This is a genomic window from Peribacillus sp. JNUCC 23 (assembly GCF_053653995.1).
Genome location: NZ_CM132202.1, coordinates 1,955,449 through 1,974,668 on the forward strand (window position 1 = coordinate 1,955,449; position 19,220 = coordinate 1,974,668).

Consider the following 19,220-nt stretch of genomic DNA (forward strand, 5'->3'; position numbering starts at 1 on the left):
ATAGTTATGAGATCACGTTAAAACTATAGAAAATTATTAGGTTTATTGCTCACATATCTGCTCACAAATATACTCTAAAACCTTTATTCATAAGCATTTATGGTCACTTATTCCACCTATTCCTTCTGCCTAATCCTCTCCAAAATCGCCATCACATCATCAGGTTTATGAAATTCAATCGGTGAGACGCCTTTTTCAAACACAATGGATTCCGCATCCACAAGTAAAACATAACGGCCATTAATTTTCCCTAAATGGACATTCTCGCCGAAATCAGAAAGCAATCCTTTCACAGAAGTATTGCCAATTGTCATCCGCATCTCCGCATCAGGTGTATGTTCAACAATTTGTGCTGTGGCTTCAATCACTTGATGTGTGTCGAGTCGCTCTTGAATCTCCCGTTTTTCGCTCGATTCCCAAACTTCCATCGCCTGTTCAAATTGTTGCAGTTCTTCGCTGTTATCAGCGAATGTTTCTTGAACATGCTCCTGTACCATATTCATGACTTGTGCTTTCATAATTTCAGGCATTGATTCACCATAATCAACGAATTTCAAGAAGTCTTCGAAATAACGAGCATGTGATGCTTGATGGATTTTTAGTTCACCAGTTTCAACCATTCCTTCTTCTGGCATGTAGGGAGAGAGTAGTAATGCCAACGGTTATACAAGTTTAGTCACATATTTAGTCACGAAAAAGGGTAAAGTGTTCTAATATTTAATGATCTCGTCAAGTTTATCGCTTACTGAACGCTGCATGTCTGGGAGCACGTGACTGTATGTGTTGAGCGTCGTTTCGATATCTTTATGGCCGAGCCGATCTGCTATAAGCTTCACATTTACATTTTGTTGAATTAACAAACTAGCATGGGTGTGTCGTGTATCATGAAATCGAATTCTAGGTAAATCAAGATGATCTGTGAGATTGTAGAACTCTTTACGGAAGTTTCTAGGTATCATAGGAGCGCCATACCTCGTAGGTAAAACTAAATCATTGTCTTGATATCTAATATTACAGTTAGATTTTTCATAATCAATTAGCTTACGATGGATTTTGAGTTCAGTTAGTAATCGATTTGGAATTGTTAAAGAGCGTATACTTGATTTATTTTTAGCACCACTTTTTATTTCAGCAGATTGAGTAAGAGTCTGTCTAATGTAAATGATACCTTTATCAAAATCAATATCTTTCCAACGAAGCCCAAGAATCTCACCTTGCCTCAATCCAGCCAATAAGCCGAGTTGGAAGCCTATGAGACATCGGGTAACTCTTGTTACATGTGGAGCCTCCTGTAAGAAATAGTTGACTTCTTCCAACGTCCAAATACTCATCTCTCGTTTATGCTTTTTTGGTAGTGTGGCTCCTGTACATGGGTTATCTTTAATTAGTTTAATTAGAACAGCCTTCTTGAGAGATCCGTACATGATGCGATATATCAAATGGACTGTTTCAGGTGAATATTTTTCATCAACTAGCTCATTGATTATACGTTGAATCTGCATATGCTTGATGTCTTGTAACTTCATTTTTCCTAATCTAGGTTGAATGTGTTTTTCGTAGAATATCAGATGAGTTTCGTATGTCGATGTCTGAAGTGATATTTTCCGCTCTTGCAAATACTCGTCCATAAATTGCTCATATCTCATAGAAGATAAATCAACAAAGGATTCACCGAGAACTTCTGATTTAGCATCTACATAAGCTTTTACGGCTACTTCCTTAGAAACGAAACCTCTTCGCCTAATCTGCTTACGTTTCCCTGTTATAGGATTCTTAGGTAGATCAAAGGAAAACTCCCACTTACCTGTTTTCTTATTTAATTTAACCGCCATGGTATAAAGACCTCCTAAAGTATCTTTATACCTGTGCATATCCTTGTCGATATTTTAGCATATATTTGGTGTCCGCAGGGTCATACCTGTGGGCTTTTGTGTTAGAAAATATATTAAAACATTCTACAATATTATTTGTAACAAAAATGTAATAATTAATAATTATTCATAATAATGTATTTATATTAAATGAATCAGCCCCATAATGTTATTATGTCGTTAACTCAGAAGGGGTTAATGATTTTATTTTAATAAAGATAATATATCACTGTAACCCTTGTGTATCAAGGTTATTGTGTTATTAAATCATTAAGTTTATAGTGAATATATCGGGTGAACCTCACCTTTTCAATTCGTAAAAAAGAGGGGGCTAATGATGGGTGAATTGATTGAGTTGATTAAATATGCAAAAATAATGCAATTGGCTGATGGGGGCAATATGAATTTTGGATTAAAGGTTGACTTGTTTAATAAACTTTTCGAATTAATTCAGGAAGAAAGAGATCATCGTTCAGTCAGTGTGATATGGGATATTCTTGACCTCTTAGAAATTGATGATGGGGAATATATGGATGAGTTAGTGAAGCTTAATGCCAAGTATTTAATTTAATTAATATCAAGTAAGTAAATTCATAGATTTCATACGATATCCAGTTTTTTTCTTTTTGGAATTATTATAATAAGCTGTTATCTACTAAGATATGCTTTAACACCTGTGAGGAGGTGATGTGAAATTCTGAGTGCCGTTTTCTAATCTAGAAAATATCACATAGAAAAGCAGTATAAGCAGTATTACAACAAGGAGTACTTAGCGATTCGTCCAACATGTGTTTTTGTACATAAGAAAGATATTCAACGTGAACAGGAGACAAAGGTAATTCGATCTTTGATATATAAAAATACAGAATATTAGGAGGAAATAAATAATGGATAAAGTCGACAAAGAAAAGAAGAAGTACGAAAAGGATTTAAAGAAAATGAAGAAAGAGCTAGATAAAAAGGTTAATAAAATGGCTACGGGGTTAAAAGAATCAAATGAAAGAACAACAGAATATCTTCGTAGCAAGGGACTCAAGTATTGGGAGATTAATGAAGTAGTCTATAAGGGGAAATTTGAGGCTCTTCTTGAACATGGATTAATTACTCTGGAACAATACGAAGATATGAACAGACAATTACAGGAGGGATTAAATAATGATGAAAATTTATGATATGTCTCAGTATCCAATTTATAATGCAGATGCAACTAATCTAATGGGGATAGAAACAGAAAAATGGATTCAAGACCAACTTGAATTGGAGGGAGTTAGCTAATGGCAAATACTAAATCAATCTTTGAACTAAAAGCAGGCTTTAAATATCTAAAAAATGATATGTTAATCCACTTTAAATTAGTATCGCAATTAGTTAAACATAGAAATAATGAGCTTACACAAGATTGGAAAGCAGCCATGTATAAACAGATGATTTGGTTATCATCAAAAGATAACGCTGCATTTGAAGCGTATCTAGACTTTTCAACCAATGAAGATAGCAAAATGTATTTTGATTATGACATTGAAACAATGAAGAAGTACATAGGTAAAGGGTATTCCAAATTCAATTCGATTATAGCTTTACGTAATTTTTGGTCTAAGTATAAAAAAGCAAAGAAAGAGATACGTGAGACTCGCAGAGATACTAAATTATTTTTATCTGAGCTAAAACAATTTAAGAAAACACTGATTGATATGGATTCAAAAACAACTCATTCCTTACTTGGAGAAATCGAAGAATGGAGAGGGATTTTAACCGAATTAATTGACTATAAAATCCATCACTTTAACTTAGTATTCTTTTTCGAATATCTTTTCCTTGGGAATAGAACAATCACAAAACAAGAAATGCTAAACCTGGTTGTGCTTGATAAGTCTGTCGATACCAAAAAGTATATTGATAGCTTGCCTGATGATATTGATTATCTGACATTCACCGATGCTACGTTTGTACATAAAATCGAAGATAATAATTTTGATTGGATCGGTGAAATTTACTTTGAGGATTTCATGCATCTTAGAGAAACTAATCCTGAAGTGAAGAAAAAAGCAGATGGAATGCTAGATGAGTTATTAATGAATATCCCAACTTATACAGCTACATTTGATGAGTTTGGTGACATGGAATCAATTACACAAAATAAGCCAAAATTGAAATTAGTTTAAGGGAGAAATAAATAATGAACAATGACATTCAGAGATATAAGGATATGGAGAAAAGGGTAACTTTAATGCAAGATAAGAATTGGGTAAAAACCATAGGTGATTTAAAAAAGTTTACATATGATGACACGAAGAATTTTTCAGTTAAGTATAGAGAAGAAAAACAGAGAAAGGATAGGACGTTTTCATTTCATAGTGTTGATTATGTGGAAGAAAATTACACTTTCATATTTACAACATTCGTAACTAGTTTTGAAAATTCTGAGCTTACAGATGAAGTGCGAACTAGATTAGTCTTAAAGGACATCGATATTATTAGCTTTAGAGACACGGATAAACCAAATTTGGATGATTTCTTTATGTTTGATTAATTTACATAGGCTTTTGCTATTCATTAAAATCTCGCTACAATGAGTCGTGTAAGGACGAAGCAACAAAATGACATGCCTGATTCGTGGTCAGGTGTGTCAGTACTTCAGTTAGTACCGAGTTGGTATCGACTGATGGGAAGTATATTTACAAAAAGAATTCTATCACATGGTTTATAAGTGGTCAAATCTAAGAAAGGAGAGGTTAAGTGAGAAAGTTTCAATTGGTTGAAGATTTGGTTTTCAACAAAAAATACAAGGAGATTAATGGATACGTAGACCTAAACAATTCTACATATTTTTTAGACAATCAACATCGAAACTTATACGATGCGGAAGAAGTTGTTGAGGTGCCAGAAGAACATAGCGGCATAATAGAAAATGTTGTAAAAGGGTATGAAGATTTATTTTTGAAACGGAGAATAGCACCAACGGAAGCACAATTAGACTTTGCGAGAACCACAGCAAAAATATTGCTTGGAGAATTACACGATGAAAACACAATTCCCGTCATTCCTGCTCCATGTGGTTTTGGTAAAAGCACGATTACATACGTTTTTCTAAAAGAATTATGTAAAGCGATAAAGGGTGGGTTATTCACAAAAGGTCTGATAATTGTGACTGACAAATTAGCCGAGTTAAAGAAAATACATAATGACTTAATTGCTGAAATTGGGTACTACAAAATAGAAGTGGTGAACAAGAGAGAATTTAAAACACCGTATACATACGTTTTAGAGGGATGGACAGATAGAAGCTATGATGAAGGTATCTGTCTGAATAAAAAAGTGAACTATTATAAACCTGGCATGTGCAGTCAGATGAGTTGTCCGTTTTTTAATGAATGCAAAATGAGTAAACAAAGAAATGCTCAAGCTTTTTCTCCTATTCTGCTTATGACTAATGCAAGACTTGAAACATTTGGCGAAAACATAAATCAATATGGAACTTACATTGATGAAAATGGAAAAGCTCATAAAAGAACTATGATTATCAATGATGAGAAGCCCAAAATGATGGATGATGTGAAAGTGTCTATTCCATTATTAAATACTATTGAAAACGATATACATAACTTACATATCCGTAGCGATTCGGAAAGAAAAGATCAAGCGAAACTTCGTGAAAAATGGACTCGAATTAGAACAATGCTGAATGACAAAATTAATATTTACGCTGAAAAGTATGATCGATTTTTAGTATCTAATATCAATAATGAGCCGATTCTACTTAATGATCAGGATTTCGTGGAGCTATGGGATAATTTGATGGGTAACAAATATAAGAATGAAATCAAACACATACATACGGTTTTCACTAGAGGTGGCCTATTCTGCAACACTAAGAAGGGAATTTTCATTAGTACCATATCTATGAAAGACTTAGTTAATAAAAATTATAAATCGGTTATATTTGATGCTACTTCTTTAGTTGATCCTGATTACTCTAGTTCTACAGGAGGAGTGTATCATGATGTTATTCGTTTCATTGACATTGAGAATGTAAGGGCATTTGAGAATGTTACTTTTCATTTTTACCAAGCACATAAAATTAATAAAACTGAATTAAATAGCAAGCGATACATAATTAATGCTGGAGTAAAATTTTTAGAATCACTACCAAAGAATATCTTAACTTATGCAGTCACATATAAAGAAGTAGCCGTTAAAATGTTGCGAGAGTTGAAAAACAAAGGAAATATTGTAATAAAAAATGGTGATGAGATTTGGGGTCAAACCAATAAAATTGAATTAGTTACGTATGATGATGAAAGTTTATTTTACTTTGGGAACACAAAGGGGAGTAATAAAGCAAAAGATTGTATACAGATGGTTCAATTCGGTTGGAATACACTTCCTGATTATGAATATGCGATTAGACATTTGTGTACTGATTTTAACAAAGAACGATTAGATATAATATTTCAAAAATGTGGTGACATGAAGGTTGCGGAAAGTTTTTCTAAACTGTTGCAGCAGGGCAAAGATTATAAATTTGCAAATCCTCACCTTTACTTGTATCAGAATTATTCAATGGTAACAGATTTTATACAGGAAGTGTTCCGCACTAAACTGAGAAATTACAATTTTACCGGGAAAGTGGATGTCCATTGCTTTAAATCTGATAGTGTTCTTATCGGTATGGTTGAGCAACTTTTTCCAGGATGCAAGACTAATATTGTCTACGAGAAATTGAGTTGCTTTCAAGAAGAAAAAATAGCAAATAGAAAAAATGGGGATAAAGCATCCATCTTATTGGAGTTCGTTGAAGATTGGGAAGTCGGTAAGCAATTTAAAACTAAAGAAATTTGTGATGCTACAGGGTTAACTACTAAGGATATTGATAACTTGAAAAGTAAGAATACATACTTTAAGGATTTATTTAACAAATACAAGGTTAAGCGTGGAGTATTTATTAAAGTTTCATAGTGTTGTCCTACAATCTCTTATATATATAAGTATAAGGAAAAGTAGGATAAACAATCAAACTATACATAATTAGAGTTGAATTTTCAATACATAGAAGAAGTAATTACATGTCAGCTTACCAAGCTCGTCTTGGGAAGATGCCGGGGTGAATTTTCCCTTCACTTGGGGAAAGAGGGCGAGGTAGCCCTATATCTTGACCCTAATATTTTAATAATTAAATTTTAATAACATACTCGTGGGGGAAACTGACATTTATTTCATTCCGCGAAAAGACTACATGAAATAAATTTTTGTCAGCAGTTTCCCGCCACACCCCCTTCACTGACTAATGTAAATGAAGGTTTATATAGTTGAATTGCAATGGTCAAATATAGTCAAATTTTCATAAGTCGACAAAATGAATCGGAAATATACATAGTCACGATACGATAAAAAAGGGTGTTTTTGAGTAGTTTTATACATAGAAAAGTCAGTATTTATAAGGGTTTTACGATAGGGAAACGATAAGGAATTTATAGAGATAATTAGACAAATTAGGAGGAGTTATATTGAGAGAAATGCAAGCAGAAAGCTACTTGAATTATGGTGATAAGGTTAGACCGAAAGATTATAATGATAAATTTTGGTCACATGAAGAAGAAAGAGCGATGGTAATTTGGAATGTGAAAAAGTACAAAGAAAAGTTATATGCTGCAAAAGTTTATACTGATAAAGAAGTTGCTGATACTCTTAAGTTAATTCTCGATGATCATAGCTCAGAAGAACAAAGATTCGACTATAACGATTTTATTTATAGATTCATAACAACTAAATACTATGCGGATAAGCATGGTGATAATACAGATGGCTACTTATCAGAACACGATTCATTTACAAAGGGAATCCAATCATTAGCTAATGAAATTCTAAATGTAAGTCCTAATAAGACATGGATGAGTAATGAGCGCCTTGGGCAAGTAGGTAAGAAAGAGGTATCTTTTTATAAGAAGAATGAAGATGGAACGCGTGAAATTGATTACGATATGCTTGATACATCTTATATGAGACTTCACGATGACCAAAAATCTCATATGTTAAAAAGACTAAGTGAGGACATGAAAAAGAAACAAAGGAAAATATCTGAGCAGGATTTAATTGACTATCCCGATCTATTAAAAATGGAAACTAGCATTATTTCTACAATTGAGAAATTAGGATTAGATTTAAATGAGACGGAAAGAACGATTAAGCAAGAGAAATTTATAAAGGAATATGATTCATGGTTGGCGACTGAAAAGGAAAAAACTCTTGCAGCATGGAGAGAAGGGAGGAGTAGAAAAAGTTTATCAGTTATACAAGGGAAAACAGGAAAAGAAGCAGCGTATGAGATTGATGTGAATTCGGTTTTGAAGCCTATACAAGATGAAGCGTGGTTAGATGCTAAGTGGAATCAGTTAATAAGCTTCTACAAACTGAAGCCAACTGGTAAAAATCAGTACTTTGAATTGAAAAAACTAGTCAATACTATTAGATATGAAATGTTTGTTATGAAAGAGGAGTTAAGGAAGCCTATACGAAGTGCTAAGGGTAAAGATACTACTGTTAATGAAGTGGATTCAATCATTGACTTGGAGAATATTGAACATATTAAAGCCCTATTAAGCTTCCAGACTTCACAGGAGAAAGTTCATGATGGATATAGGACTAATTCGGAAGGTAAAAAGACGCAGAAACAAAAAAGATTTACTACATATCATCAAATTTATTCCATGCTGAATGCCAAGTATCAAGATAAGACAGATAGTTATACTTATCTTACATTGCTTGATTTTAAAGAGGCGATTAAGAATGCGGATCTTACAGATATTGAACGAGGGGCGTTGAACGCTGTCTTGGGGGAATGTGATATTGTTAATGATCACCCGTATCAGAGAGCTGTGATTTATCTGGATAAGGCTCATGGAGTGAAAAAGAAAAATAGAGATATTAAATATATGATGGAAAATAAAGTGAGTGGAAAAATACATAGATCTTATATTGATATTCTTGATAAGAATGTAAGTTAAATTAGTCTAGTTTAAGAGGTGCGCCTATCAGGTGCATCTTTTTTAATGGATAAACGAAGTAAAAATGTTTAATTATTAAATATAACATACAATTATCGTTAAATGCAAATATTTTTTGTAAAATATGTACATATCCCCCTAATATATGTATACAGCCCATGAGGATGTTTAATCTACACATACAATTCTAGTTCTTTATTTGTTTATTCATTTAATAATTTTTTCTCCTTTGAATTGATGTCAACATAACGTTGGCATTTTTTTAAGGAATGTAGTTTAGATTAATCTAATCGTTAGGAGGAAGAGGAGTGACGATATGAAGGAAAACATTAAAAAACCAAAGCGACACCAGCTAGTAAGTCTTAGGTTTGATTTTGGATTATCACAGTCAGAATTAGCGGAAATGCTTGGTGTATCGCAAATGACCATATCAAGGATTGAACAAGGGAAAAAAGAAATTGAATGGGAATTAAGAAGGAAAATTGAAGATGCATTTGGAATAGATATGGATTAATTATAAGAATAATTGGAGGAAATAAATTGAAAATTAGCTTAGAGAAACATGAACTAAAATCTGCTGTGATTGAATATGTGAAGAAGTACCATAATGCTGAAGTAAGTAATGTTAATTTTGGGAACATGGAGAGATATATTGCTGTGACAAGAGCTGATATTACTTTAAAGAAGGATTACTCAAAATTTTCGTTACCTAATGAAACAAAAGATGAGGAATAAATTACAATATGATCAGATTTTATTGTGATAGTTGTAAATCCATAACTAAAGATCAAGTTGATAAATGTGTTATTTGTAAGTTGGCTAGTTTAATAAAACCAATTAACATAACGATTCAAAAATAAGACCTAGAGGATGAATGTATGACATATTTTCACTGTACTTAGTACCGAATAATTGTGAGCGTAGAAGAAGCTAGAGAAATGGAATGTCCATATGTTTGTGCTGATAAATGGCAGAAAGTGAATGATAAAGGGGAGGATGAAAAATGGGACGAAGCCTAAGTCATAAAGTATTAAATCAGCGGTTAATTAAATTAGCGAATTACATAGATGAATTTGAAGTTAAAAGTAAATATGATGCTGCTACAAAAACTGGACTAGAAATGGCTCTGGCGAAAATAGAAGGGAGGCCATTTGTACCGATTGAATTTGATAAGAAAAATAGATTTAGCATTAAGAGATGGCTTAAGACATTAATGTCTCAGACGTTAAAACATAGGAAGAATAAGGATGGATAAAAATTATTTAGCCACCTATATTAGGGTTTTAAAAAGAGAAAATGAGAAGTTGAAGAATTCTTTTCCTGCTAAAGTAAGACAACAAATCATAATTGAAGAGTTAAATAAATTGCAAAATGAATACTTTGGTAAAGAAGATTCCTTTTTGTATCACCATACGTCGTTGGAGAATTCAATTGGAATAATATTGGGCGAATTAGTTGAACCGAGAGCATATTCGGCTGAACAACTCCAAGATATGTCTTACGTGCCCCTATATATTAATACAGGTGGTCATGCTGAGAATGTAGTAATGAATTCTAAGTTAGTGCAACTTATAGTATTGCTTGATGAATTAAAGAATGAAGCTAATCAAAATAGTAAGCTAATTAATGAAGTGAAAAAAAGAGCAGTCATATTAAATGAGATTTCAAAAGATACTTTACCTAAAATATTTCTTCATGATGAACCTGATTATGCATATAAAGTGCTCCCGCCAGAAATAAGTATGTTTAAATATGATTATAGTATGTCTGGTGCGACAGCGCTATTTTGTTTTAATAAGTCTAAGGTTGATCACGTGAAAAAATTACTTTATAAAGAAGAAACTAATAATCGAATACCGGAAATGTTTTATTGTGTAAGTGAAGATGCAGAAGAGTATATAAATGATTACATTAAGGAAAATGCTGATCTTTTAAATTATGAATTAGTTTCATATGATGAATTACCACTTCATCATTTAGAGTATCTAATTCTGTTTGATACATTTAAAATTAAAGATGTGTATAAATATGATGGTAAGGGTAACTATGACTTACTTAGATCGGATTAACTTTTGATGAGAATGGATTTTCAAAAATAAAAATAGATAGTGAAGAGGTAAAGCACTATCTGAGTAAACAAACTGTTTCTGAATTATATAAAATTGCTTTCTCTAATGTGCTTTAGTAATAAGGTGTTTTTCTTGGCTAGGTGTTCACCTAGATATTAGATTATTATGTAATATAATGGAATCGTAGAGAATATTTATCAAAACAATCACCTTAATTTGTTAAACGTGCTATAATATAGATGTACAATACAATTAGGGGTTGGGTTTAGTTGAAGTTAGCGTTAGTTTGGATCAGCTTAGGGATTATATGGTATGGTGTAATGAAGTCTGGAGATGCCTCAGGGTTCTACAGCTCAACGTGCGTTATGTATGCAATGTTACTTCTTGATTATTATAATTATCAAAAACAATTCAAACATCGAATTCTTAATGTTGCTAGGGGGATAATGATTTTTTTATCAGTTTTTAGTGCTTTCGGTGTTTTTGGTGTATTGTCTATTAAAGAAAAAAATAATCAATTATACATAGCCTTTGCAGACTCCATGCGCTTAAATGAGGCCGAAATCATTAATATACATTTCTTTATAATATCTTTAGGAGTTTTAGCTATAATTATGTCGGCATTAGAGTTAGTCTTCTTATCAGATAAGGATAATGAAAGCAAACCTAAAAAAGGTAAATTAACTATAGGGAAGGTGGGGTAAAAAAATGACATTATTTACTTTTATGCTAATAATTACTCTTGCTGGAATAGTTGGTATACAAATGGGGATTTATGCGGTACTTGAACAAAAAAGAATTGATAAGTCAAAAGCGTTTTATTATTCTTTTTCAGTTTATTTAATGCCATTAGTAATGGTCATTACTCACATTAAACTATTTAGGGAAAGACATATACTCTTTGCTGAATTAACAAAGAAAACAAAAATACCTGCGGACATGATTGCTGAGTTTAACATGTTATTAGATACGAAGTCTTATATAGTCATATCTCTAATTGGTGCAATTAAAGATATATTGACTCCTAGAGACAACATTAGTGTACTATTGGAAGCAATCGTTATACTTAACAAAAAAAATACGCCAGTTAAGACACAAAGAATAATTAGCAAGGAAGGTTCAGTAGGTTTCGCTAAATTATCTGTTAATTACGTTTCAGAAAAAATGAAATACCACGCGCTTGAAGGAGCATTTGAAGGAACTCTTTTAAAAAAATATGCATCTTAAATTAAGACTTCACAGTATCCAGTGGGGTCTTTTTCGTAAGTGTAGAAATCTATATAGATTGAAAAGGCGCTCAATAAAAATTGGGTGCTTTTTGTATGTCTTAAAGCAAAGAGGAGGTAAAAAAATGTTAGGTAATATATCTAAAATAATTGAGGTTGTCATGGAGTATTCAAACGAAGATTATTATGAAGTCATTAATATGCCGTTTAATGAAATAATTGAGCGATATTATAAAGCTACAGACTTTCAAGAAATAAAGGAATATGAAAGCGACTATAAAGTTTTTTACAATCATGACCATATCGAATTTGAAAATGAAAATGATTATAGCGAGGTAGTTTCATACGTTACAAAGTTGAAGTTGCATCCTAGGAAAGCAATTGACCTTAGGAATCAAGTGATAGATAGCATGATTGAAGTTGGATACGATCCACATGATCCGTTTGGAGAAAGGCCATATGATAGGAGAAATTATTGGGATTAATTAAAATTGAGAGAGTAGGTGTAATGAATGCAATTAGCTCAGAATTTAATTGATACATTCAAAGTAGTAACTAATGATGACGAAATCTGGAGATTACTTTATTATACTAATGATCCATTAAATCCAAGTAAGACTGAAGTAAGGGACTTACCAAATTTTGATGATCAAATTAAGAAGGATAGGATTATGCGTTCACCTAAAACGAGTGATCTTACCTATGAGAATGGCATTTGTAGAATATGTATGTACTTTGGCAATCGAGGGAAAACAAGAAGCGCCCCATACTTTTCTACCCAAGACATCGTATTTGATATTTATGCACATATAGATTCTTATGATATGTACGATGCACGCTCACTTTTAATTTCAGATAGGTTGAGCAAAATCTTACATAACAAAAATATTACAGGATTCAGTAAGCTACAGTCTGACAGAATGATGATCATCGGGAATGCTCCTAATGGATACATCGGGTATAAGTGGATATACGAATTTATAAGTGGGAATTTATGATGAGCGTTCAAATTATTGAAAAGAAAAGCCTAACAATTAATTAGGCAGTTTTATTACACTTACAAGATTTATCATCTGGGCAAATAATCCAACCACAATTATTACATTTACTCATTGTACTCTCAAATAAATCTTTTTTACACTTCCAACAATAAGGTTCTCTATATGCTATCAAGCTACTAGCAGGTTGACTATTAATTGTTAACATTCCTGTCTCATCAAGATATTCAAATGTAATAATTGGAACCTCTACTCCAGAATGATCCATATCAATATATGATTTATCAACTACCATTGCCTTGAAATAAGGCGGGAATTTAATATGTGATTTATATTTATAAAACTTTCCTACTACGATCTCTTCGTAAGTTAACATTTCGTTCATGCAATCATCCTCCAATGTAACTAGTATTTTACCATAATGGAGCTTTTTAGAAAAGATTGACAAAGTGTAACGGGAATAAAATAAATATTAGGTTGGTGTAAAAACTAAACAACTTTTTGTCCAAATGTAAAGGCGGTGAAAATTATGATGGAAGAGAAAGTATTAACTAATCAACAAGAAGCTGCCGCACAATTAATTGCTGATGGAGAGCTTGAAAAGAAAGTAATTGCTGAAAAAGTAGGGGTTGCGAGACAAACACTCTACAACTGGCTGAAGGATGAAAATTTTACTATGCGTGTGGACTCCCTGCGACATGAATTTGAAAGTTTCGGAAAGGATTTGCTCACCAGTAAATTCACATGGGCGGTCAATGGATACCTTGATCTGATTACTACTACTAAGAATGATCGTGTTAAAGCTGAGGGTTATAGATATGTTATCGACCGTAAACTGGGTAAACCTACTCAGCATGTTAGGGATGAAAGTCAGAAGGATAATAACGGTGTTGATGAAGAGACAATCGATAATGAGTTTGAAGAATTAGTCAACGAAGACAAATAAAAAAGCCTTTCACACCTATTAATTAAGTGTAAAGGCTTTTGCTATTGCTTCGGCTTTCTGCTTATCTGTTGGTACTGTGTAGCGTTGAGCAACTGATACTGAATGACCAGCTAGGTTTGCTATCATGCTTAGGTCATTAGATGAACGAGCTAATGCTGTACAGAAGCTATGGCGTAACATGTGGGGTGTTATGTCATATTCCTTTAGCAATAGTTGGATTGATCTAGTTGTTAGTTGTTTCTGTCTATGATTGATGAATACATACTCTATATCATCATTGCGTGAGTCTAAGTATCTTGCGATGTATTGATACTTATCTTTCTGAATAGGTATTACTCTTGCTTTATTACCCTTCGATGTATTGATATGGACTAGATAAACCTTATTGCGCTTATCAAATTCAATATCATTCTTAGTTAGAGAAACCAATTCACTAACACGAATACCAGTTAGTCTAAGCATGTCAACAATAGCTAAATCCCTTTGAGTTGAAGCTTTGCGACTGTTAGCTATCTTTAATCTTATTGACTCTATATCCTCAACTTCGACTGATTTAGGGCTTTGTTGTGATATATGAGCAGTCTTATTAATTTTTATATCCTTAATGCAATCACGTTGATTAGAGTAATCACAGAACACTCTAATTGCTGCAAATATACGGTTAATACTTGATGGACTGTACCTTTTCTTGTCTTTATTCTTAGTTGTTCCATCTTCAAGACCAGTGATAAACATTTGTACTGTAGGTTGTGTTAACTGATCCAAACTTATATCTACTTTAGAAAGATAACGATTGAATACTTCTAGGTCACGTTGATATGCTTTCTTTGTATTTTCTGCATTCCTTAGTTGGAAAATGAATTCCTCGATCAGTTTACTATTGTTATTCATTGGTTAATCCTCCCTTATATTAGTTATGCGAAGCTAAGTCTATGTAAAAAGTAAGCCGAAATCCCTTATATATACCTAAATTATACCATTCAACTTCGCATAAGTAAAGAGTTTAGTTCGCATAAGTGAAGTTATGTGAAGTTGGAAAAGTGGTGCATAATCATATGACCAAGAGAATTAACGTGAAATTTACTGTCTTTCTATGGCCTTACCCTACCCACCCTTCTAATTTGGAATGAGAATTGCCCCGCAACAGTCACTTTATAATGGTTAAAAAATTTTTCACAGTCTAAAAATTGAGTTCCGGAGGTGAGAACAAATAAATGGATTTAATCAATACAAAAGAGAATAGACAACTCGTAATGAAATATGCAATCGAATTATACGGAGTAGATAAAGCTAAGGACTTGTTAAGGAAGTACAAATTAAATTATTTCGGATATGGTGGATTAGCTTGGCAAATTGGTAAACGTAATTTGTCCTTTTTTTGTACATACTTCTTGCAAGATTTCTTCGTACCAAAGCCTTCTAATACATCTCGTCCACTTGCTCCTGTTCATTATGAAGTATGGAAAGTTTTAGAGGATATTTTCATCCATAATACACATGACAAGCAAGAATTCATACTCAGTCGAGGTTCAGCAAAAAGCACAATCATCGATATGGCTCTGAGTTGTTATTTACATTGTTATAAAGTGTCAATCTATACAATCGTACTTGCAAATCGTAGCTCGGATGCCGAGAAGTTTATCGAGAAAACAAAGAAGGCTCTTCAAACTCCTTATATTGTTAATACTTTTGGCAACTTGGTTAATCACAAAACACGTACTGTCAATAAGTCTCAATTGGAATTAGACAATGATAGTATGATCGAAGCATACAGTGCAAATGCTTCTGTTCGGGGTACTGCCTATATATCTCCTAATGGCATTTTTAGGCCTATGGCTTTTCTTGCTGACGACTATATTTCAGAAGCGGATATTTTATCTCCAGAGAGTAAACAAAAGAAATATCAGCGGTGGCTAAAAGAGATTGAAGAAGCTGGTGATGAATCAGTTGAGCGTGATGGTGTTCTTACTAAGGCAGCAACGAAGTACATCGTAATTGGCACACCATTAGCTCCAGGTGATTTCATAGATCAAATTAGAGAAAACCCTGAATATAGAGTTTTCCATCGAAGTGTAGTTGATTTTGATGTTGATAAATATTTTGAAAATCATGAGCACTGGCAACAATTCAAGAAAATCTTATTTGACGATAGACTAGAAAATTCGGAAAGAGATGCTGAATTATACTACATAGAAAATAAAGAGGAAATGGACTTTCCTACTCTTTGGGAAGGTAAATACAAATGTTATAAATTAGGATTGAAATATTTTACTAAGCGTTTAGCATTCATGCAAGAGTTGATGTGTAAATGTGAAGATATCGGAGATAAATGGTTTACCTCTAACAAAACAAGAACAATGGAAGAAATCGAATCACTTAAGTTTACGAAAACAATGCTCACTATAGATACGGCTGGTGTTAAAAATAAGGATACTAGGCGATCTGATTACTTTGCTTTCACAGTTGGCTCTGTTGCAGATAATGGATTTAAATATATTCGTACAGGACAACTTAGAAAGTTTGATGATGATTTTGATGCTTATATAAATCATGTTATTAATCTTCTTGAGAAATTTGAAGATATATCACATGTGTTTATCGAGAAGAACGTATATAACGGAATCGACTGTGAGCGTGTTGAACAAGAAATTATGAAGAATCCTGAACTACATAGAAGAAAAATAACCATGATTAACGAGATGCAGAGACGTGATAAAGACGATAAAATTTCAACAATTGTTTCTGATATTAATAATGGTAGAATCATTTTCTGTGAAGAAAGGGTGGAGAAAGATGCGCTTGCTCAACTCATGGAATTTAGTGGTCAAAAGTTTACTCGTCATGATGATTTCGTTGACTCAGTTTCAGAATTCGCAAACAGGATTGATGAAATTAAAGTAACTAACAAACGTATTCAAACAATGGATAGGCGTGAGTTAGGAATATAAAGGAGTGAGAATTTGATAACATCGGAACAGATTTCAACCGCGATAAATAAGCATAAAAAGGAATTGCCACGATTACAAAAATTGTATCGATATTATAATGGTCAACATGACATTTTAAATAGGATCATTCCAGATCCTCTAAAGCCCAATAATAAAATTGTTACAGGGTATCCTTCATTGATTATTAATACCTTAGTTGGCTACTTTGCTTCAAAGCCATTATCCTACTTGAGCATGTCAAATAATGAAAAACTGCTATCAGATTTAAAGCGTATATTTTACTTAAATGATGAGGAAGACGTAAACGCTGAAATAGTTAAGGGTTTTTCAATATGTGGTAAAACTTACGAGTTGTTCTGGATAGATGAAAATGATGGTAGCGTTAGATTTGCGGAATATCCTCCCACTGAGATGTATGTTGAGATGGACAAACGAGATAATATCAAGTTTGCTATTAGATATTGGGATGAAACAAAAGATGATAAAACAAAAGTTACATATGTTGAGGCTTACGATAATGAAGGTATTTATTATAGAGTTTCAGACAATGGTGGCACCTTTCTTCCAGATCCAAATGAACCGGATAGAGAGCATTTCTTTGGTGAAACGCCAGTAAATATCTATCGTAATAATAAGGAAGAAAGTGGAGACTTCGAAAGCTACATTCCTATGATTGATGCTTTGGATAAACTTATGTCAGACAATTCCAATGAAATAGAGGCTTGGGTAAATGCTTACCTTGTATTAGCTGGGCATGATGCAACCACTCCTGAAGATGTTTTGAAACTTAGGCAAGACGGTGTGTTATTAGTTGAAAGTGCCGATCAAGCCAAATTTCTAACTAAGTCAGTAAATACTGAATTCCAGCAACAATTTTTTGAAACCCTTGATACTCTGATACATGATCAATCAGGAACTCCGAAACTAACATCAGAAAAATTTTCCAGTAACCTCAGCGGAGAAGCACTAGGATTCAAACTTTTTAGTCTGGAGACGAAGGCAACAACCAAGGAAAGAAAAATGGAAAAGGCTCTTCGGAAAAGGATAAAATTTATTTGTACTATTTTAAATAAGCAAGGTGCGGATTACGATCCTTTTGATATCCATTTTAATTTCGTTCGAAATCTTCCGCAAGATGAAGCAAAGGTAACAGATCAAATTACTAAAATGGTTAACATTGTCGATAAGAAAACACTATTGTCATGGCATCCTAAAATTTCAGATGTTGATTTAGTTCTAAAGAGATTAGCAGAAGAAAATGATACTGTTCAATTGGATGGTGTGAAAAGAATTAATACAAAATCGGAAGTTTCCTGATGAGTGATTATATAGATGAATTACTTGATGTATTGGAAAAGGAATTAGAGCTTGCAGAATCAGAATTTGAAGAAGTTTTAGAAAGCTACAAAAAAGCAAGAAATAGTATTAATCACCTTATTGCTGATTTGTTTATTGAATATGCTAACGATGGTGTTTTAAATTATCGTGAGTTACAAGCTAATGGTGCTATAGATGAGCTTAAAAGGAAAATTGAGCAAGAGATAAGCAAAAATATAGATATTGAGAATGCTGCTTTAGCTGCTATATTATTCTCGCTTTTTCACCGTGGATATACTAACTTCGTAGATAAATTTAGATCGCTCGCTAAGCGTAATCTTACAAAGAAGAATTTATCCTCATCTATAATTGATGAGAATGTTAATTTTAATTGGTCAGGTATCCATTTTTCAGAAAGAATCAAAAAGAATCAGTCAGCTCTATTTGCTACCATATGGACAACGTTCATCATTGGCATTCAAAATGCTGAATCAATGGATATGATTGCAAATAAAGTAAATAAGAATTTTGATACAAAGGCAGGCCAAGCTAAACGTTTGCTTGAAACTGAAACTCCTAGAGTATTAGCCGATGCAACAGAGGTGATTTTTAGGGGCAATCATATTCTAAAAGTTGAATATCAATCAGCTTTAGAGGTAAATACATGTGGGGAATGTGCTTCATATCATGGTGAAGTCTTTGATTTAGATGATACTTCTCGTCCATTAATACCACAACATGCTCGATGTAAATGTTTTTATATTCCAGCGAATGAATACATCAAATCCTAGTCACTAGATTGTGGCTTTTTATTTTGTCTTGGTTATCAATTTCAGACGCTATA

The 19,220-nt window shown here is 32.9% G+C and carries 21 protein-coding genes and 1 pseudogene; 18 read left to right on the forward strand and 4 right to left on the reverse strand.

Annotation, left to right across the window (positions count from 1 at the left end; all coding sequences use genetic code 11):
• Positions 1–116: 116 nt before the first annotated feature.
• Positions 117–641 (reverse strand): annotated as a pseudogene (locus tag JNUCC23_RS09435) (DUF3898 domain-containing protein); the annotation flags it as partial.
• Positions 642–710: 69 nt separating this feature from the next.
• A complete protein-coding gene (locus tag JNUCC23_RS09440; RefSeq protein WP_454215404.1) occupies positions 711–1,832 on the reverse strand; it encodes a tyrosine-type recombinase/integrase in 1,122 nt (373 codons plus the stop codon).
• A 376-nt stretch (positions 1,833–2,208) separates the two neighbouring features.
• Between JNUCC23_RS09440 and JNUCC23_RS09445 the strand changes: the two genes are divergently transcribed.
• From JNUCC23_RS09445 to JNUCC23_RS09510, 14 genes are all read left to right on the forward strand, one after another.
• On the forward strand, positions 2,209–2,442 hold the full coding sequence (locus tag JNUCC23_RS09445) for a hypothetical protein (protein ID WP_454215406.1): 234 nt from the start codon (positions 2,209–2,211) through the stop codon (positions 2,440–2,442).
• A 316-nt stretch (positions 2,443–2,758) separates the two neighbouring features.
• Positions 2,759–3,043 carry a hypothetical protein gene (locus JNUCC23_RS09450; RefSeq protein ID WP_454215408.1) on the forward strand — a complete coding sequence of 95 codons (285 nt, stop codon included), beginning with the start codon at positions 2,759–2,761 and terminating at the stop codon, positions 3,041–3,043.
• A gap of 102 nt (positions 3,044–3,145) precedes the next feature.
• Entirely contained in the window at positions 3,146–4,033 is an 888-nt protein-coding gene (locus JNUCC23_RS09455) for a hypothetical protein (RefSeq protein WP_454215410.1), read from the forward strand.
• 14 nt (positions 4,034–4,047) lie between these two features.
• Complete coding sequence (locus tag JNUCC23_RS09460) at positions 4,048–4,401, forward strand: hypothetical protein (protein ID WP_454215412.1); 354 nt, start codon at positions 4,048–4,050, stop codon at positions 4,399–4,401.
• Between the two features lie 206 nt (positions 4,402–4,607).
• Positions 4,608–6,827 (forward strand): hypothetical protein, encoded by a 2,220-nt coding sequence (locus tag JNUCC23_RS09465; RefSeq protein ID WP_454215414.1) that lies wholly within the window; start codon positions 4,608–4,610, stop codon positions 6,825–6,827.
• A gap of 548 nt (positions 6,828–7,375) precedes the next feature.
• Positions 7,376–8,872 (forward strand): hypothetical protein, encoded by a 1,497-nt coding sequence (locus JNUCC23_RS09470; RefSeq protein ID WP_454215416.1) that lies wholly within the window; start codon positions 7,376–7,378, stop codon positions 8,870–8,872.
• 316 nt (positions 8,873–9,188) lie between these two features.
• The gene (locus JNUCC23_RS09475; RefSeq protein WP_427691568.1) at positions 9,189–9,386 is read left to right on the forward strand and encodes a helix-turn-helix transcriptional regulator; all 198 of its coding nucleotides are present in this window, start codon (positions 9,189–9,191) and stop codon (positions 9,384–9,386) included.
• Between the two features lie 26 nt (positions 9,387–9,412).
• Positions 9,413–9,607 carry a hypothetical protein gene (locus JNUCC23_RS09480; RefSeq protein WP_454215419.1) on the forward strand — a complete coding sequence of 65 codons (195 nt, stop codon included), beginning with the start codon at positions 9,413–9,415 and terminating at the stop codon, positions 9,605–9,607.
• Between the two features lie 268 nt (positions 9,608–9,875).
• Positions 9,876–10,127, forward strand: a complete 252-nt coding sequence (locus JNUCC23_RS09485) for a hypothetical protein (protein ID WP_454215421.1) — start codon at positions 9,876–9,878, stop codon at positions 10,125–10,127.
• Positions 10,120–10,941 (forward strand): hypothetical protein, encoded by an 822-nt coding sequence (locus JNUCC23_RS09490; RefSeq protein ID WP_454215423.1) that lies wholly within the window; start codon positions 10,120–10,122, stop codon positions 10,939–10,941. Before JNUCC23_RS09485 ends, JNUCC23_RS09490 begins: the two co-directional genes overlap by 8 nt.
• 269 nt (positions 10,942–11,210) lie before the next feature.
• Complete coding sequence (locus JNUCC23_RS09495) at positions 11,211–11,645, forward strand: hypothetical protein (protein ID WP_454215425.1); 435 nt, start codon at positions 11,211–11,213, stop codon at positions 11,643–11,645.
• A gap of 4 nt (positions 11,646–11,649) precedes the next feature.
• Complete coding sequence (locus JNUCC23_RS09500) at positions 11,650–12,168, forward strand: hypothetical protein (protein ID WP_454215426.1); 519 nt, start codon at positions 11,650–11,652, stop codon at positions 12,166–12,168.
• A gap of 124 nt (positions 12,169–12,292) precedes the next feature.
• Positions 12,293–12,652 carry a hypothetical protein gene (locus JNUCC23_RS09505; RefSeq protein ID WP_454215428.1) on the forward strand — a complete coding sequence of 120 codons (360 nt, stop codon included), beginning with the start codon at positions 12,293–12,295 and terminating at the stop codon, positions 12,650–12,652.
• Between the two features lie 27 nt (positions 12,653–12,679).
• Complete coding sequence (locus JNUCC23_RS09510) at positions 12,680–13,165, forward strand: hypothetical protein (protein WP_454215430.1); 486 nt, start codon at positions 12,680–12,682, stop codon at positions 13,163–13,165.
• Positions 13,166–13,205: 40 nt separating this feature from the next.
• Here the strand turns inward: JNUCC23_RS09510 and JNUCC23_RS09515 are convergent, their stop codons facing one another.
• Positions 13,206–13,550 carry a hypothetical protein gene (locus JNUCC23_RS09515; RefSeq protein WP_454215432.1) on the reverse strand — a complete coding sequence of 115 codons (345 nt, stop codon included), beginning with the start codon at positions 13,548–13,550 and terminating at the stop codon, positions 13,206–13,208.
• A 144-nt stretch (positions 13,551–13,694) separates the two neighbouring features.
• Here JNUCC23_RS09515 and JNUCC23_RS09520 point away from each other — a divergent pair, with 144 nt between their 5' ends.
• A complete protein-coding gene (locus JNUCC23_RS09520; protein ID WP_454215434.1) occupies positions 13,695–14,111 on the forward strand; it encodes a phBC6A51 family helix-turn-helix protein in 417 nt (138 codons plus the stop codon).
• Positions 14,112–14,129: 18 nt separating this feature from the next.
• On the opposite strand, the gene JNUCC23_RS09525 is transcribed toward JNUCC23_RS09520, so the two are convergent.
• Positions 14,130–15,002, reverse strand: a complete 873-nt coding sequence (locus JNUCC23_RS09525) for a tyrosine-type recombinase/integrase (protein ID WP_454215436.1) — start codon at positions 15,000–15,002, stop codon at positions 14,130–14,132.
• Positions 15,003–15,325: 323 nt separating this feature from the next.
• On the opposite strand from JNUCC23_RS09525, the gene JNUCC23_RS09530 reads away from it, so the two are divergent.
• The 3 genes from JNUCC23_RS09530 to JNUCC23_RS09540 are packed head-to-tail and all read left to right on the forward strand — an operon-like array spanning position 15,326 to position 19,167.
• The gene (locus JNUCC23_RS09530) at positions 15,326–17,059 is read left to right on the forward strand and encodes a hypothetical protein (protein WP_454215438.1); all 1,734 of its coding nucleotides are present in this window, start codon (positions 15,326–15,328) and stop codon (positions 17,057–17,059) included.
• Positions 17,060–17,071: 12 nt separating this feature from the next.
• Entirely contained in the window at positions 17,072–18,376 is a 1,305-nt protein-coding gene (locus tag JNUCC23_RS09535) for a phage portal protein (RefSeq protein WP_454215440.1), read from the forward strand.
• Positions 18,376–19,167 carry a minor capsid protein gene (locus JNUCC23_RS09540; protein ID WP_454215442.1) on the forward strand — a complete coding sequence of 264 codons (792 nt, stop codon included), beginning with the start codon at positions 18,376–18,378 and terminating at the stop codon, positions 19,165–19,167. The genes JNUCC23_RS09535 and JNUCC23_RS09540 overlap by 1 nt, the downstream gene beginning before the upstream one ends.
• The last annotated feature ends 53 nt before the right edge of the window (positions 19,168–19,220 follow it).

Coding starts and splice junctions, on each gene's coding strand:
- JNUCC23_RS09440 (WP_454215404.1), bottom strand. CDS start 1,832: ATGGCGGTTAAATTAAATAAGAAAACAGGTAAGTGGGAGTTTTCCTTT.
- JNUCC23_RS09445 (WP_454215406.1), top strand. CDS start 2,209: ATGGGTGAATTGATTGAGTTGATTAAATATGCAAAAATAATGCAATTG.
- JNUCC23_RS09450 (WP_454215408.1), top strand. CDS start 2,759: ATGGATAAAGTCGACAAAGAAAAGAAGAAGTACGAAAAGGATTTAAAG.
- JNUCC23_RS09455 (WP_454215410.1), top strand. CDS start 3,146: ATGGCAAATACTAAATCAATCTTTGAACTAAAAGCAGGCTTTAAATAT.
- JNUCC23_RS09460 (WP_454215412.1), top strand. CDS start 4,048: ATGAACAATGACATTCAGAGATATAAGGATATGGAGAAAAGGGTAACT.
- JNUCC23_RS09475 (WP_427691568.1), top strand. CDS start 9,189: ATGAAGGAAAACATTAAAAAACCAAAGCGACACCAGCTAGTAAGTCTT.
- JNUCC23_RS09485 (WP_454215421.1), top strand. CDS start 9,876: ATGGGACGAAGCCTAAGTCATAAAGTATTAAATCAGCGGTTAATTAAA.
- JNUCC23_RS09490 (WP_454215423.1), top strand. CDS start 10,120: ATGGATAAAAATTATTTAGCCACCTATATTAGGGTTTTAAAAAGAGAA.
- JNUCC23_RS09500 (WP_454215426.1), top strand. CDS start 11,650: ATGACATTATTTACTTTTATGCTAATAATTACTCTTGCTGGAATAGTT.
- JNUCC23_RS09505 (WP_454215428.1), top strand. CDS start 12,293: ATGTTAGGTAATATATCTAAAATAATTGAGGTTGTCATGGAGTATTCA.
- JNUCC23_RS09510 (WP_454215430.1), top strand. CDS start 12,680: ATGCAATTAGCTCAGAATTTAATTGATACATTCAAAGTAGTAACTAAT.
- JNUCC23_RS09515 (WP_454215432.1), bottom strand. CDS start 13,550: ATGAACGAAATGTTAACTTACGAAGAGATCGTAGTAGGAAAGTTTTAT.
- JNUCC23_RS09520 (WP_454215434.1), top strand. CDS start 13,695: ATGATGGAAGAGAAAGTATTAACTAATCAACAAGAAGCTGCCGCACAA.
- JNUCC23_RS09525 (WP_454215436.1), bottom strand. CDS start 15,002: ATGAATAACAATAGTAAACTGATCGAGGAATTCATTTTCCAACTAAGG.
- JNUCC23_RS09530 (WP_454215438.1), top strand. CDS start 15,326: ATGGATTTAATCAATACAAAAGAGAATAGACAACTCGTAATGAAATAT.
- JNUCC23_RS09540 (WP_454215442.1), top strand. CDS start 18,376: ATGAGTGATTATATAGATGAATTACTTGATGTATTGGAAAAGGAATTA.